The organism is Pseudonocardia charpentierae (genome assembly GCF_031845345.1).
Lineage (GTDB): Bacteria > Actinomycetota > Actinomycetes > Mycobacteriales > Pseudonocardiaceae > Pseudonocardia > Pseudonocardia charpentierae.
Map to the genome: position 1 here is coordinate 1 of NZ_JAVREJ010000053.1, position 15,113 is coordinate 15,113.

General features: G+C 69.5%; 15 protein-coding genes and 1 pseudogene. 9 read left to right on the forward strand and 7 right to left on the reverse strand.

The annotated features are described in order from the left end of the window. The 5 genes from RM445_RS32665 to RM445_RS31010 form a co-directional block, all read left to right on the forward strand. A partial coding sequence (locus tag RM445_RS32665) for an IS3 family transposase (protein WP_397469430.1) occupies nt 1-97 on the forward strand: 97 nt, incomplete at its 5' end. Between the two features lie 24 nt (nt 98-121). Then, nucleotides 122-640 carry an alpha/beta fold hydrolase gene (locus tag RM445_RS30995; RefSeq protein ID WP_397469446.1) on the forward strand — a complete coding sequence of 173 codons (519 nt, stop codon included), beginning with the start codon at nt 122-124 and terminating at the stop codon, nt 638-640. A gap of 102 nt (nt 641-742) precedes the next feature. Next, a complete protein-coding gene (locus RM445_RS31000; protein WP_311560429.1) occupies nt 743-1,123 on the forward strand; it encodes a phospholipase D-like domain-containing protein in 381 nt (126 codons plus the stop codon). Between the two features lie 110 nt (nt 1,124-1,233). Next, the gene (locus tag RM445_RS31005; protein WP_397469445.1) at nt 1,234-1,593 is read left to right on the forward strand and encodes a DUF2237 family protein; all 360 of its coding nucleotides are present in this window, start codon (nt 1,234-1,236) and stop codon (nt 1,591-1,593) included. 775 nt (nt 1,594-2,368) lie between these two features. Beyond that, nucleotides 2,369-2,680 carry a hypothetical protein gene (locus RM445_RS31010; protein WP_311560430.1) on the forward strand — a complete coding sequence of 104 codons (312 nt, stop codon included), beginning with the start codon at nt 2,369-2,371 and terminating at the stop codon, nt 2,678-2,680. Nucleotides 2,681-2,968: 288 nt separating this feature from the next. Here RM445_RS31010 and RM445_RS31015 read toward each other — a convergent pair whose 3' ends face one another. The 4 genes from RM445_RS31015 to RM445_RS31030 form a co-directional block, all read right to left on the reverse strand. After that, nucleotides 2,969-4,297, reverse strand: a complete 1,329-nt coding sequence (locus RM445_RS31015) for an FAD-binding oxidoreductase (RefSeq protein WP_311560431.1) — start codon at nt 4,295-4,297, stop codon at nt 2,969-2,971. Between the two features lie 373 nt (nt 4,298-4,670). After that, on the reverse strand, nt 4,671-5,129 hold the full coding sequence (locus tag RM445_RS31020) for a VOC family protein (protein WP_311560432.1): 459 nt from the start codon (nt 5,127-5,129) through the stop codon (nt 4,671-4,673). 709 nt (nt 5,130-5,838) lie between these two features. Further along, nucleotides 5,839-6,135, reverse strand: a complete 297-nt coding sequence (locus RM445_RS31025; protein WP_311560433.1) for a hypothetical protein — start codon at nt 6,133-6,135, stop codon at nt 5,839-5,841. Between the two features lie 1,316 nt (nt 6,136-7,451). Next, nucleotides 7,452-7,925, reverse strand: a complete 474-nt coding sequence (locus tag RM445_RS31030; protein ID WP_311560434.1) for an NUDIX domain-containing protein — start codon at nt 7,923-7,925, stop codon at nt 7,452-7,454. Nucleotides 7,926-8,268: 343 nt separating this feature from the next. On the opposite strand from RM445_RS31030, the gene RM445_RS31035 reads away from it, so the two are divergent. Continuing rightward, the gene (locus RM445_RS31035; RefSeq protein ID WP_311560435.1) at nt 8,269-8,934 is read left to right on the forward strand and encodes a DUF4334 domain-containing protein; all 666 of its coding nucleotides are present in this window, start codon (nt 8,269-8,271) and stop codon (nt 8,932-8,934) included. A 166-nt stretch (nt 8,935-9,100) separates the two neighbouring features. Further along, complete coding sequence (locus tag RM445_RS31040) at nt 9,101-9,232, forward strand: hypothetical protein (RefSeq protein WP_311560436.1); 132 nt, start codon at nt 9,101-9,103, stop codon at nt 9,230-9,232. 171 nt (nt 9,233-9,403) lie between these two features. Here RM445_RS31040 and RM445_RS31045 read toward each other — a convergent pair whose 3' ends face one another. The 3 genes from RM445_RS31045 to RM445_RS31055 all read right to left on the reverse strand — a co-directional run bounded on the left by RM445_RS31045 (nt 9,404) and on the right by RM445_RS31055 (nt 13,219). Further along, on the reverse strand, nt 9,404-9,685 hold the full coding sequence (locus tag RM445_RS31045) for a hypothetical protein (protein ID WP_311560437.1): 282 nt from the start codon (nt 9,683-9,685) through the stop codon (nt 9,404-9,406). Nucleotides 9,686-9,729: 44 nt separating this feature from the next. Next, complete coding sequence (locus tag RM445_RS31050) at nt 9,730-12,534, reverse strand: ATP-binding protein (protein ID WP_311560438.1); 2,805 nt, start codon at nt 12,532-12,534, stop codon at nt 9,730-9,732. A gap of 433 nt (nt 12,535-12,967) precedes the next feature. Further along, nucleotides 12,968-13,219 (reverse strand): glycerophosphodiester phosphodiesterase, encoded by a 252-nt coding sequence (locus RM445_RS31055; protein WP_311560439.1) that lies wholly within the window; start codon nt 13,217-13,219, stop codon nt 12,968-12,970. Between the two features lie 735 nt (nt 13,220-13,954). Between RM445_RS31055 and RM445_RS31060 the strand changes: the two genes are divergently transcribed. Together RM445_RS31060 and RM445_RS32795 are read left to right on the forward strand one after the other, a co-directional pair. Next, a complete protein-coding gene (locus tag RM445_RS31060; protein WP_311560440.1) occupies nt 13,955-14,401 on the forward strand; it encodes a hypothetical protein in 447 nt (148 codons plus the stop codon). Continuing rightward, a pseudogene (locus RM445_RS32795) lies at nt 14,370-14,491 on the forward strand (IS30 family transposase); the annotation flags it as partial. The gene RM445_RS31060 and the pseudogene RM445_RS32795, both read left to right, overlap by 32 nt. Between the last annotated feature and the right edge of the window lie 622 nt (nt 14,492-15,113).

The following is a 15,113-nucleotide window of genomic DNA, read 5'->3' on the forward strand; positions in this document are numbered from 1 at the left end:
CTACTACAACCGCCGCCGGCGGCACTCCACTCTCGACTACTTGACACCAGTCGAATACGAGCTAGGATTCAGAAAACTCACCGACCTGGCAGCCTAAACCGATGTCAATAAAATCGGGAACATTCCATTCGGGGGCAGCCTCGCGCTCGCGTTTCAGGACCGGCATGTCGCCGTTGCACGGGCGCTGGTGCTGGCGTCTGCCTACGCCGGTTGGGGCGGCTCTTTATCGGCCGACGTCGCCGAGGCGCGGTTGCGCCAAGCACTCGTGCTTGCCGATCTGTCTCCTGATGAGTTCGTCGATGCGCTGCTTCCGACGATGTTCTCTCCGGCAACGTCAGTAGATACGGTCGCGGCGTTCCGCCTGAGCATGCTCGAGTTTCATCCGGTCGGCTTCCGTGCGCTTGCCCGCGCGGCGGCTGAGCACCTCCGCTACGTGCTGCCCCGGGTCTGCGTTCCGACGCTGCTCGTCTACGGCGAGCAGGACGTGCGCGCGCCGCTTTCCGTGGCTCGGGACCTGGAGGCAGCGATCGACGGTGCCCGGCTCGTAGTCCTCCCGAGGGTGGGGCACCTGTGCAACCTCGAGGCTTCGGACGAGTTCAACGGTGCTGTTCGGACGTTCCTCCGCGACACGGTCACCTGATCGTCGCGCCGGTGCGCCGCGCTGCTTAAAGACAACGGCTGCTGCTTTCCTGGCAGCGAAGTGGTCAAGGCCTCGAACGCACGGCCTCCGCAGGCGCTCTCGATGACGGGACGGTCCGGATCTGGAACGCCCGCACCGGGCAGCCCTTGCACACCCTCACCGCCCACACCAACTGGGTGCGGGCGTTGGCCATCACCCCGGCCAGGGGTGCGAAAGATCCACCATAAGCTGATGGCCGTCGACGACCAGCTGATCATCGTGGGCAGCTTCAACTACACCGGACCTTCGACCACTCTGAACGACGAGAACATCGTTTTGATCGGCGACCTCGAGGAGACCGACCCCGCCGCGCACGCCGATCAGCAGCAGCTCGCCGGGTTCACCCGCACCGAGATCGACCGGATCATCACCGACCTCGCCCAGCCCGTCTGGCCCGCGGTGGACCTACGCGGAGGGGGTGGCGAACGATCGCCCAAAAGGTGACTACGCCGTCAACCCCTCGGCCTGCAGATCCCGCACCTCCGAGGCTGTGCCTATGCAGCTGGCTGCTCGTCGGCGCGCCGGTGGTGCCGTCGTGATGTCACCATCGGTACGTGGCAAGAAATGTGCTGGGTGGCGAGCTGGAGAGCTGCGGTACCGACCCGATGACGGGGTTCCGTCGCGACGGCTGCTGCGACACCGATACCGATGACGCCGGGGTGCACACCGTCTGCGCGGTGGTGACCGAGGAGTTCCTGCGGTTCAGTGTGGGGGTCGGTAATGACTTGGTGACGCCGCGTCCGGAGTTCGGCTTCCCGGGGTTGCGCCCGGGTGATCGCTGGTGTTTGTGCGCGAGCCGGTGGGCGCAGGCGCACCGGGCGGGGGTGGCGCCGCCAGTGTTGCTGGCAGCTACCCACGCGAGAAGCCTGGAGTGGATCGACCTTGCCGACCTGCAGCGCGCCGCGGTGACCTGATCGGGTCGCAGAGCCCGGCCGCCGTGTCGTCGGGTCGGTGACCGGCGGTCGGTCGGTCAACTCCAGCTCTCCGATCGCTGGTGCTGGCCTCGGCGTATGCCGGTGCGTCCCAGGCGACGACGTCGAACTCGTCAGACAGCCCCGCGAGCTGCGGGCGACGTGGTCGAGCGCGCGCGGACCTCAAGGTTTTGCCGACGGCGCCCCGGTGAATCTGCTGTCTCACAGCGCCGCGAGGTGGACGGTGGCATGGGCGAGTGGAACGTGCTGGCCAGGGAGCGTGCGCTCCGTCGGTCTTGGCCTACCGGCCATCAATCTTGACGAGCTACGGAACGGTGCTGGAACGGTCAACCTAACCTGACGATGAAGGGGACGTCGCCACGAGGGGGTTTCGGAGGTCTCGGACACCGGGGCTGACGCCACACCCGCCCCGCCTCGATGATCCCGAGGCGGGGCGGGCCCTTCATCCGACACGCTTCGGGCCGGACCGAGGGTTGAAGCGGGAGGGGACGCTTCGCGCACCCGGTCGATTGTTACCGTCGCGTGACCTGTCCGCGATGTTACGTCGACGAACACGCCGAATCTCGGTTCGACATGGTGGACGCCTCCTGTTGACTTGGCCTGGCTGGTACCCGGGGCGCAACCGCCGGGGGGTTAACACCAGCGTCCGTGTAGGGACAGCAGGCTGTGTGCGTCGCGCGGGGAACCGGATCATCTTGGTTGTCCGACTGAACCGGATGATCCCGCGACCCTGCGATCCGCATGCTAGGTGAGGACCATGACCGTCATACCGCTGCCGCGCGCCACCCGGATCGGCACCGACTCCGAGCCCTACACCCGGGTGCCCGGTTGGGCCGAGCCACGCGACTTCGCGACGAGCACGGCCGGACTGGTCCATCGGGCAACGGCACCGCTGCTTCGCGCGCTCGAAGACGCCGTGGCCACTGCGGCCGCCCAGGGCGTCAACGACACCGGTGCGCGAAAGTCCGCGGACCAGCTGCGCGACGCCCGCATCGCGCTCGACCTCGCTATCACCGCCGCAGGCCGCGCGCTGGCCGATCGGGAACACTACATCCGCCAAGCGTCGTAGCCCCGAGGGGAGGCGTCGCCGACGGTCTAATGAAGTCGCGGGCCATCCGCCGTCCAGGAGCTCCAGTGTGGGGCGGGACCCACGGGTGCCGGGGATCATCTACTGTGGACCGGTTGTCAATGGATCTGTCATTGAAGACCTGTCTCCGTGGTGCAACGAGTGCAGCCCAGGCAGCGGTGACGGCAGGTAGGCCGGGGCTAGACGCACCAGCTGGGTCCGAGCAGCGATCTTTTAATCCGCTGGTTCTGAAGTAGTGATGTTTCGATCGGGGCCTTCTGCGAGTGGTGGTCAAGCAGGTGCGGGAGCCACGTTCTGGTTGATGCGGAGAAGGTTGTCGGGGTCGTACCTGCGTTTTACCTCGGCGAGCCGCTCGTAGTTCGCCCCGTAGGCGGCCTGGACACGGGTTTGGCCTTCGTCGCCCAGGTTGTTGACGTACACCGCGTCGGCCAGGTGGGGCTCCATCGCCGCGAACGTGTCCCGGGTCCAGGCGATGTTTCGCTCGGAGTCGGCGGGACCAGCCCACTGCGACAGGATCAACATGTCGTACTGCTCGGCCCGGTGAGCGAATGCGGTGGCTGCCGAAGCGATCCTGGCTGCGGCACCACCCATGTGTTGCAGCCCGATACCGCTGAACGAGGACGGCATCGTCTGTAGACAGTCCAGCAGTGTCGTGATCGCGGCGTCGGTGAGGTCGCGCAGCCAGCCGGCCTTCCAGTAGTGCAGTCGGCCCGGTGGGAAGCCCGAGTCCGGGCCACGCTGCCAGTCGGTGTACGGCACGGGCCCGATCTGGCTGAAAATCGGTCGGCCGTGCGACATGAGTGGTTCCAGGACCTTGTTCCCGTCGTCGTGTGGCCCGCACCAGCACAGTGCGACGGTGATCACCGGTTCGCCCGCCGGGTCGAGGGCGAGCGAGACGGCGGTGGAGAGTTCGTCGGGGGCGGAGGCGACCAGCTCGTCGTGGAGCTTGAGGAATTCGGGGGCTGCCTGCAGTGGGTGGCTCACCGCGCCGGCCAGTACCGGACCTACTGAGTGGAGCCGGTACTCGAACTCGGTGACCACCCCGAAGTTGCCGCCGCCCCCGCGGAGCGCCCAAAACAGGTCTGGGTGGGTGTCTGTGTTGGCGTGCAGGACGGCGCCGTCGGCGGTGACCACTTCAGCGCCGACGAGGTTGTCACAGGCCAGACCGTGCTTACGATTGAGCCAGCCGAGTCCACCGCCGAGGGTGAGCCCGGCGATTCCGGTGAGGGAGACGACGCCGAGCGGGGTGGCGAGCCCGTGCTCCTGCGTGCTCCGGTCAAGCTCGCCGAGCAGCAGGCCTGCTCCCGCGCGGGCGGTGCGCTTGGCGGCGTCGACCAGCGCGGTCTTCATCGGGGACAGGTCCAGGACCAGGCCGTCGTCGCATACCGCGTTGCCGGCGACGTTGTGTCCGCCGCCCTTGACCGACAGGGGCAGGTCGTGGTGGCGGGCGTAGGCGATCCCGCGCTGGACGTCGGACGGGTCGTGGCAGCGCAAGACGGCCAGCGGTCGGCGGTCGATCATCGCGTTGAACACGACGCGGGATGAGTCGTATCTGTCGTCGGCGGGCCAGATGACATCGCCAACCAATCCGGTGGGCATGGCGCGACGGTAGCGGTGATCGGCCCGATATGCGTAGCGGTCAGGCCGGCCGCTGGTGGCGGAGTGGGGGTTCGCGACAGGCGTCGGACCAGCCAGATGATCAGGATGGCCTGGGATCAGGTTCCCCGGACGCGGCCCCGGCCTGCCCGCGGAAAAGGTCGGCACCAGCAGGAAGATCGTTCATGACACGGGTCATGACGCGAAGAACCCTCTACCAGTGTGGGCGGCGATGCTCGTGTGGTCGGAGGTGCGAGCGAAAGACACTGGTGTAATCGGTGTCAACGACGACGGACCGCCTTATGGGCGGTAGCTCGCTGTCGTGAGTTCGACGGCGCGAGTCGCAGGCTGGAGCTTGCTCTGCCAGGAAGCCGCGTCAGCCCTGCATGTATCGAGCGGCCGGAGTGCCTGGCGGGTTGAACACTCCGGGCGTGGCGTCCGGATTGGGGACGCAGACCTCCGCTTCCAGTCCGTCGGGGTCGCGGAAGAAGAGGCTGAGGACGGGACCAAAGTCGGTGACGAACTCGTCGCACGCCCCTCGTGCGAGCAGCCGCTGGCGGATCTCCTCGAACGCCTCCAGGGAGGCCGCTTGAAACCCGATGTGGTCCAGTCGGCCGCGGCCGAACATCGGCACCTGTGGTGGTACAAGATGGCCGCCGTGGAGTTCGAAGACGTTGAGCTCGGTGTGCGGTCCGACGTCGACGATCGAGAACCGGAGCTGCTCCTGCCGCTGGTCGTGCGCGACGGTGGCCTCGAAGACCTCGGTGTAGAAGGCGTGTAGCCGGTCTGTGTCCTGTGTGAGGAGCGCGGCATGATTGAGCCCGTCGAGCAGCACGGCTGGAGGTTAGCGGCGCTCAGCCGGTCTGAAAACCCATATCGGTGGCGGCGCTGCACGCCGGCACGTCGTAGCCTCACGCCGCAACCTGCTTGTAGCGGTGACCGTGATCCGCGAGGGTCTCGACCACCACCGATATAGCGGCGTTGCTGGTAGGTCACTGCGGTTCTTCGTTGGGGCCGCCGGCAGCTATCGCTCCCCACGATCAACGCGCGCAGCTCGGAATGGCCGAAGTGGCCGTCATGGACGGCGCGCGGGTCGCTCCGCCCCGTCAGCCGAGGCGGCCGTTGGCCCTGTCTCGCGAGCCAGGCGGCTCAGCGGGCAGGCCGGTCGGGCCAGCTCGCGGTCGGCGTCGTGAGAACCGCGGGTGGCTCAGGCGCCCGGCCGGTACGGCGCAGGCGAACATGTGCCAGCGTCACCCCGGGTCCCTCGGGTGGTCCATATCCCAGTCCGGACAGGCGCGGCTGTCGACGGATCCTGAATCTGACCCCTGGAACCCGCAGACCCCAAAGGGGTCAATTTTCAGGATCCGTTGACACGCGGCCTCGCAGGTGTGCGCGAAGTGTCTCGGTCAGCGGTGGAGGCCCGCTGGGCATGAGCCATTCGCGGGGCCAACTGCAGCCAACTCGAACACGTCTGCGGGGACGGTGACATTGGGCGCGCTGCTCTTGTTGCTGATAGAGGCGGGAGTCGCCACGAACCACTCGCCTTACATCCGAGCGGTCGTCGGGTCGGGCCCTGCCGCGCCCGCCGACCTGATCAGGGTTTCGCCGAGCATGTCTCGGCAGTTCTGGACGGTCTGGCGGCGGAGGTCTGCGTCGAGGTGCGGCACCTCGACGGCGAGGATGTCGAGCACGGCGGCGAGCGCACGGGCGTCGGTGGGGTTGGCGATGCCGATGCCCGCGGCCTGATCGGGGTTGTCGCGGAGCCAGGTGGCGGCGCGACGGATGAGTGCCCGATCGGCGTTGTCGCGGTCCGGCTGCTGCGGCTCGGGGTCTGTGGGCATGGTCGCTCCTCGCATCGCACCTTCACGGGGAGCTGAGCAGCACCCTGCCACACACCGGGGCGCTGCCGCAGCCCCATCCTCCAGCGAACTCCCAGCGTGTGTCCGCGGGCTCCTACATCGCGGGAGGAACAGCGGCGAGCTGAACAGGGGGCTGCCCACCGCGGCATCGATGGTCAGCACCTTCGTCTCGCAGCGGAGACGGCACCTGACTCGTTACGCCCTGTCAGCGTCGAGAGCGCGGTGTCGCGCACCCCGGGCGCCGCGCCGAGCGCCGACCTCGGGCTGGCCGATCTCCCAGCGGCGGGAGGACGCGTGGTGTACCGAACTGCAGGTCGGCCCCCCTCGCAAGCCGCCACGAACTGGCGGCGTTGCTCGTCGTTCAGGTCCGCCGTCGTCCTGCTGAATGCCCAAAGGGACACGGTGCGGGGTACACCGCCAGCGCGGCCAGGCAGCACCACATCCTTCGCCACCCGCCCGTAAGGTGGCGTTGATCGTGTCCCGGTTGGCGATGACCGCCTCCCGCACCGCCACCGCTCGGTCGTCCTGCCCCGCGTCCCGGTTGTCCACCGTGTCCCGCCCCCGGTCGCGTCCAGCGTCGGGGGAAGCCGACGCTGGACAATGCCAATACCTCTCTGGCTCGGTGCGGATGTGGTGATGGTGCGCGTCCGCCGACGCGGAGCACAACCGGCCTCGACTGCGATGGGCGCGGTGCTGGCTTGATCGTTAATCGCCGCTGTCGCTGAATGAGCTCGAGCCCGAGCACGGGGAAGGGGCACTGAAGGGGGCGCCAGGCCACTCCTGCGCGCCACCTATGCCGTCCATCCCGGCGACCAGATCAAGGTCGACTCAGGCTGATCGCCTCGCCGCCGCAGGGCTGCCAGATCGATAGCAGCCAAGCCCACGAAAAGCCCCACGCTTACGCCCGATCACCGGGAACCACAATCGGTTCGCATGATCACGCACGACCTGCTTGACAGGCCGCAATATAGGACTGCAGACCTCCGCCGAACTCAGCTGAGCAGCGGACGTGGGATCCGTCAGGTCGTGGGTTCGAGCCCCACCCGCCGCACAAAACCGCAGGTAGAATGCGGTGGTCTGCCTGTCGCGGCCTTCTTTGTGATCCAATCCCACGGAAACTGGATCGCACTATGGATCACGATGGCGCGACCACCGTTGACCATGGGGACACATGGCAGTATTCGATCACGAAGCGAGCAGGCGGCTCGGCTTACGCGGCTCGATGTCGCTTCCGCGACTTCGACGGGGTCACGGCTCGCTCGAGCGTGCCAGTAGGTGGCGTCGACTGAGACGGACGCTCAGCCCCGATCGACGACGTCACGGTACTGGGTAATGACCGCGTCGAAGCCGGGCAACAAGGGCAACTCCATCGCCTCGGCCATGGTGAACCAGTCGGCCGCCTGCGATTCCCAGTCCAGCTGGTAGCGCCTGTCATCCACTCGCACGAGTATCGGCACGACCAGCCAGCTCTTGCCGTAGTCCGGCGCCTCCTGCAGCAGGACCGTTCCCCGCTGCATGCTGAGGATCCGGTCGGCGGTGATGCCGACCTCCTCGAGCATCTCCTGGCGGGCCTTGTCCTCCACCGATCGGTGATCGTCGAGGTAGCCGGAGATGCCGCACCAGTGGTTCGGGTAGCTGCGCATACCGCCGCTGCGCTGCAGCAGGAGAACCTTGCCTCGGCACACGACGACCGCGTCTAGTACCGGTGCATAGCGGATGTGGGTGTAGTCGACCTGGCCGGCTCGCGGGACGAACACCGGTTCTGCGGCCATGGCCGCATCAGCCACCCGACCACTCAGCCCGATGGGCTCGCGACGATCGGGCGGCGGTGTTCGTGCTCCTGCCACTTCTGGGGCCTCGTTTCTCCCGCGACACGAAAATGAGTACCCGGATCCTGGCCGCCGCCGTTGCGGGCCGCTGCCGCAGCGCTCGATCTGCGGGATCCAGCCGTGGTGTCTCGTCCTTGACTCGCTCGGGCCGGGGTACCAGGGAGATGTCGACGAGCGCAACCAGCAGCTCGGCGATGCTGTGGCCCATCGCCTTCCTACGATGAGCCGCCAGCTCGGTCGAGGCGACGCCGCCTGTGCACCAGCTCCGCGAGAAGGGGGAGCACACGTGACCCTCACACCCGGACAACGGCTACCGGCGGGCCAGGCCCGCCTGCGCGAGCTCCAACGTGGGACGACGATCGAGGCGGCGCTGGCCTTCTACGACGCCCTCGAACCGGTCGGCCTGGAGGAGATGATCGGGTCGTGGCAGGGGGAGGACTTGCCGACGGGCAACCCCTTCGATGGTCTGCTCGGGAGGTTCGGCTGGTACGGGAAGCGCTTCGACGGCCCCGACCATGGCCACCCCCTCGTGTTCATCGCGAGTCCGGGACGGATGATGTCGCTCAACCCGGCGTTCGTGCCGATCGGCGTGCTGATCCGCTACCCGTGGCTGGTGCGTGCGCCGTTCGTTCCGCGCCTGTTTTGCGTGCTCCGCCCGCTGCTCGCCACTGGAAAGCCGACGGCTCGGCTCCGGCTGACCGCCTATCGCGGGGTGGTCACCGCCACCATGTGCTACGACGCCCTTCCGATCAACGACGTCTTCCGCAAGGTCGACAACAACACGGTGCTCGGCGCCATGGACCTGCGCGGCCTGCAGACGCCGTTGATGTTCGTCCTGCGTCGCGAGCCGCTGGAGGCCCCTGACTCCGCGCAACGAGGCGGTGCGCGGGGCGCTATGAACACGCCGGTCGAGTTGACCGCCGTGAACAACCCCGCGTCAACCGACGCGTAGCGGTTGTGGGAGAACAGCCCGCCCCGCCCGGCGCGCGTACTCGCCGATGCAGATCGAGTCACCGAGCTCGGCCTACAACACGGTTGCGCCGGACCAGTCGTCGCCGCACCTGCGCCAGATCATTGCCGGGCGGGCTACCCCCATGACACCGTTTGTGACGCGAGGAATGGCTGGAAGCCACCAGGCGGAGCAGATCGAGGCCGCCCGCGACCGAGAGATCCACGACGAGTACGAGCTGTACGACCCAGTCCTGGTCTTCGAGCGGCATTGGGCGACGACGATGTGCTCGATCGTGTGATCGACGATTGCCCAGCTGCGGTGACGCGTCTCCGCTGGCAATCAATTGCCGGTCGCTCTTACTACGTATTGCCCTGGCGAAGAGGGGGACGACGACAAGAGTTGTGCGGTTACCCAGGCCGGCGACTTCGAGGGGCTCGCCCCCCTTCGCCACCCGCCCGGGCGCGTCGAACTACCGCACGTAGGTGTGCTCGACCTCAACGCCCAGGCTTCGCGGCGGATTGGCGGGGGCCTGGCCGAGCAGCTGGCGCAGCCCCGGGCCGAGCCGCTCGCTCATGAACGCCTGGGCGTACTCCCGGGAGTCCCAGATCGCGACGATGCACAGCTTGCCGTCGACCATTCCGGCGTAGCGGGCGGTGAGCCCGTCCGGCTCCGGCAGGATGTCGGTCATCAGCTTGTCGAGGTTCTCGACGGTCCGGGCGGGTGAGTCGTCGACGACGGTCACGTAGGTCATGGTGGCCTCCTCAGCTCAGCGGCGGTGTGCCGCGGACCAGGACGTTAAGGAGCCGCGGGCCGCCGGGCATGAGTCGGATCGCTCACCGGCCGACTCATCCTGGCCGCGCACCAGGCCGCGATCTGACTGCGGGAGGTGAACCCAAGTTTGGTGAGGATGTGCGCGACGTGGTTGCCCGCCGTCCGATCGGAGATCACCAGCCGGGCGGCGATCTGTCGGTTGGTCAGGCCGTCGGCGACGAGCCGCGCCACCTCGGCCTCGCGGGCGGACAGGCCCCCGTCGCCCGGACCGAGGCGGTGCAGCAGCTCTGTCGAGGCGGCGGTGTAGGCGGTCATCCCGAGGGCGCGAACCAGCCGGTCGGCCTCGGCCGCGAGGCGGCGGGCGCGGTCCTGGTCCCCCGGTGCGCCGCGGGCCGCCAGCGCGGCGGCCAGATGGTGGGAGGCCTCGGCGAGGAACGCCGGCGCTCCGGCGGCATCGCAGCGCCGGACCGCGCTCTCCAGGTCGGCAACGGCGTCGTCGAGCCGGCCCTGGGCGAGGGCGCCGAGCCCGAGCGTCAGCTCGGCCGGGCCGCAGTAGCTCACCCCGGTGCCGACGACGTGTTCACCGCGGAACGCCTCCAGCGTGGCCAGCGCGGTGCGGAGCTCGTCGGCCCGGTCGAGGTCGATCGCGACGAGCGTGGCCAGCACCGAGCCGGGTGCGGTGAAGAACACCGGCCACGACCACGCCTCGGGCGGTCCGGCCTGGCGGAACTGGACGCCGGCCTCGTCCGGGTGGCCCGCGCGCAACAGCAGGAACGCGCGAGAGATCCGGCCCATGGTGCGGAAGCGGGGCGGCGGCTCGACCCACGCACGGGCCAGGTGCAGGCCCTCCTCGGACGTCCCGACGTGGCGAGCCAGGGCCCACTGCGCTCCGAGTTGTGCGCCGGTTGCGGGCGACGGTTCGATCAGTCGCATCCGCTCGTATGCGCGGGTCGCGGCCTCGCGCGCCTCGGCGAAGCGACCCCGGGCCTGGGCGACGCACCCGCGCGCCCGGTCGCGGTGCCACGCGCTCACCGGGCCTCCGACGCGCTCGACCGCCGCGGCGAGCGGGCCCAGCTCGTCGGCCGCGTCGGCGAGCCGTCCGTCCTCCACGAGTGCGTCGATCCGCCACAGCCGGCCCCACATCGCTGGGCGGGCGTCGCCGGTCCGGTTGGCCGCGGCGAGCATCTCCGCGGCGAGCGCGAGCCGCTCCCGGCGCCGCTGCGATCCGGGGACGGCGTCGTGGCGGGCGCGTAGCGCCGCGACCAGCGAACGGTCGTCGCCGGCCGTGCGGGCTAGCTTGAGCGCCGCGGCGCTCATGTCGTCGGTCAGCTCGCGGTCACCCCCGTAGAACGCGAGCTGGCTGCGCTGCGCCATCAGGCGCGCCCGCAACGCGGCGTCCACCGGCTCCGCGGCCAGCGCCTCCTCGCACAGCGCGGTGACCACGGCATTCGTCGTCGGGTCGGGGACGGGTTCGAGCACCAGCGCGGCCTCGGCGAGCAGGTCGGGCAGTGCGGCGGTCCGGGCCAGCCCGGCGGCGGCGACTGCGGCCGACCGAGCGGTACCGAGGTCTCCGGCGAGGTAACCGGCGCGGCCGAGCGCGAGATGGGTTCGGCACGCCGCAGCGTCGTCGGGCCACGGAGCGGGCACCTCCAGCGCCGCCCGGTACAGCCGCACGCCCTCCTCGAACGCTAGGCGGCGCACCGACTCTCCCGCCGCGCGCACGGCCCAGCGGCGGGCCTGCGCCGCCTCGCCGTAGGGCGCGAGCGCCATCCGATGCCAGGCCAGCTCTGCGAGATGCTCGTCGAGCTCGCCCGCCCAATGCACCTCGAGTGCCTCGGCCGCGGCGCGGTGCAGCCTGACGGCCAACTCCGTCGGAACACCGGCCCGGACGGCGTCGCGGGTCAACGCGTGGGCGAAGCGCAGCTCACCGGCGCCCACCTGCGCAAGCAGGCCCGAGGCGACCGCCGCGTCGGCCGCCCCGAGGCACTCCCGCACGTCGACTCTCAGCATTCGCGCCGCTACCGCCAGCGGAAAACGGTGCCCGACCACGGCGCCGGCCTCGACCAACCGGCGCGCGTCCGGTCCGAGTCGCTCCACCCGGGCGGCGACGGCGTCGCGCACCGAGCGCGACGCCCACCCCGGCTTCCACGTCCCGTCGACGACAGCGCGGGCGACCTCCCGGACGAAGAACGGGTTGCCGCCTGTGGCGTCGTGCACCTGATCGGCGGCGATACTTCCCGCGCCGAGGGCGTCGAGCTGTCGGCCGACGTCCACCGAGCTGAGCCCGCTCAGGTGAAGCTCCTCGCACGCCGGCGCCCGTTCCAAACCAGCCAGCGCTCGGGCAGTGGCGGTGCCCGGCTCGGGCTCGCGCAGCGCCACTACGAGCAGCAGCGGCGCGTTCGGGGCTCGGTCGGCGAGGTGGCGCAGCACGAGTAACGACGGCTCGTCGGCCCAGTGGACGTCATCCAGCACAATGATGAGCGGCCGCCGAGCCACCTCGGTCAAAACTGCGCCCGCGACGGCGTCGACCGCCCGGAAACGGTCCTGCGGGGACTCGACGTCACCCACAGCTGGATCGGTTGCCCCTACACTCCGCAGCACCTCCCGCCACGGCCAGAACGCCGGCGCCCCGTCGGTATCCGCGCACCGCCCCCACGCCAGGCGCACGTCGGCGGCGAGCCCTGCCAGCTCCTGGCACAGGCGGGTCTTGCCGATTCCGGCCTCACCAACGCAGAGCACCAGTCGCCCGTGGCCGCCACGGGCGTCCTCCAGCCAATCGCGCAGCGCGTCCCGCTCGCGGGCCCGCCCGAGCAGGGGCGGTGTCATCATGGCGCACAGCATGCCGCAGGCGAGTTGCCGAACCGAGCGTGAAACCCATATGGGTGCGCTGAGCTCGACACCTCCGGCAAACCCGCCCACCAGGGAGTTCAGCTGTGACCGTGTCAACCGCAGCGAACGGTCGATGGGACTGTCACCCGCCGCAGCCTGAACGCGCTCGACGGCCGCACGCACGTTGCGCTTGCGGCCTTCGCCCAGGGCCGTCCGATCGGCATCGTGCGGATCATCGACCCGGCCTCCGCACGCCGGGGCCATGCGGACCGCTGTCGGGTCCGCCACCCCGTCATGGTCGTCGCGGTAGCGGGGCGTGGATTCCAAGGGTGCGCATGTGCACTCCTGCGTGCGGGCCGTCGGGCGGTCTTCGGATGCTGAAGGACCGTCATCGGCAGGGCGAAGGCCAAGGGCGGCTCGGCGCGGAGGCGATTCAGTCCGGTGCCGCGAAGCTCCTGGGAAGATCGGCCCCGCGCACCCGGAGGAGGTCCCGCAGCCGGTCCGGGTAGTCGGTGATAATCCCGTCGACGTGCAGGTCGATCAGGTGGCGCATAGTCGCGATGTCGTTCACGGTCCACGGAATGACACTCATCTTGGCCGCATGTGCGGCGTCGACCATCTCCACGGTCGTGTACGGCCGGTACCCCGCGTCGAGCACCGACCCGGTCTGCGGCTCGCCGTGCATCGGAGAAATGGCAGTCCGGGGTCGACCAACGCGATGATGACCAGCCGAGGCTCGATCTCGCGTACCAGCTTGAGCGTGCCCCAGTCAAAGCTCTGGATGCTCACGTTCTCGATCAGCCCTGCCTGGCGTACCGCGTCCACCGTCAGCTGAACGAACTGCTCCCGCGGAGCCGTCTCGCCGGGGGCGCCGGCCTCGGCCTTGGTCTCGACGTTCAAGCGCACGCCGTGGTCACCGCCGGCGCCCACCTTGTGAACCAGCGCGAACACTTCGTCGAGCTGGACGATGCGGGCACCCGGGACGGGGATCCAGCGTGGTGACGCCCAACTGCAGCGCGTTGGTGAACGCCGCCAGGCTGCTCTCCGGTCGCAGGCCTAGACCACCGCGGTGGGCCTGAACGTCCAGCAAGGACCCATCAGCCGGGCGGTCCGCCGCAAGCCTCGCCACGGCGGCCACCAGCGCAGCGGCAATCAGGACCACGGCCATCAGGACGGCGCCGGCCGCCACCGCTGGCCGCCCGAACTGAAGCCCGCGCACGATCGAAGCTCGGCAGCGGCTCGGGCCCGTCGACAGAGCCGGAGCGCGAGCGCACGCTGGTGAGGCCAGCCGGGCCGAGATCACCTGCCCGGCGAGTTCCTCGAGCCGCACGCGCACGGCTCACTCACTGGCTTTTCCCGCATGGTGACGCGTGGGACCATGCGGCCAGGCCCGGACCAACGATGTCCACGGGAGGCCGCCATGGCCCGCTACCTCGTCGTCGCCCACCAGACCATCACCAGCCCGGAGCTGCTGAAGGTGGTGCGCGGCGTCCGGGACCAGGACGCCGAGGCGGAATTCGTGCTGCTCGTCCCGGCGACCCCGGTCCGTCACCTGCTGTTCCGCAAGGGCGACGAGCACGACGCGGAGGCCACCGCCCGCAAGCGCGGCGAGCGAGCCCGTCCGCTGTTCTCGAAGAAGGGCGTGCCGCTGAGCGACGTGCGCATCGGTGCGGCCGACCCGGCGGAAGCGATCGACCAGGAGGTCGCGGCGCACCCCGGCTACGCCGGGTTCGTCATCTCCACCCTGCCGGCGGAGAAGTCCCGGTGGCTGCGGATGGATCTGCCCCGCACGGTCCGGGCGAAGCACGGGCTGCCCGTGCACCACGTCGTCGCCGAGGCACCGCCTGACGTGGGGCCATGGCTCTGAAATGGCCCAGCACGACCAGTTGGCCCTTTGTTTGACCAGGGCGTGGTCTTCGCCTACCCGGCGAGCCCGTGGCAGCGCGGCACCAACGAACTCGAGCGGGCCGCCGCGCCAGTATCTCGCCCCAGCAGACCGACCTTCGCCGCTACGGCCGCGACGGCGACGGCCCGGCCGCGGTCGAGCCAGCGTGAGCGACGCACACCGGATGCGTTGGTCACCGCCCCCCGGTAGCCGATCTCACGCCCGGTCGATGGTTTCTGGCATGACGGATCGCCGCTGTTGCTTCCGTCGCGGATCTTCGTCACGGCCGGTCGTTTGTCTCCGTGAGCGCGGCGAGGCGTTGCCGGATGAAGGCGAGGTTGCGCTGGCATTAGCGTTGCCGGGGTCGGCGGAGGCGAGCCGCTCGGCCATCATGCAGGTGAGCGGCGGGGCAGGTTCCCCCCACCCTGCCCGGTAGACCCTACCGCCGGGACAGGTGATCAGTCAGCCGTCGGCGGCGGGGTCGACGACTTCGACCGGTGGCCGAGGAGCGCGTTATCCACGTTGGCACCCGGGACCTCGATCCGAGCGGGTGAGCCTGGAATCGTTCCGCGGGGATCTGCCTCGGTATGGCAGGGTTCGTACGTGACGCACGGGTCGAAGGCCGACGCCCACGTACCCGAGGTGCTCGTCTCGAGTCTGCATCGCGCAGCTCGTGTCGAGGACGCCGTCCACG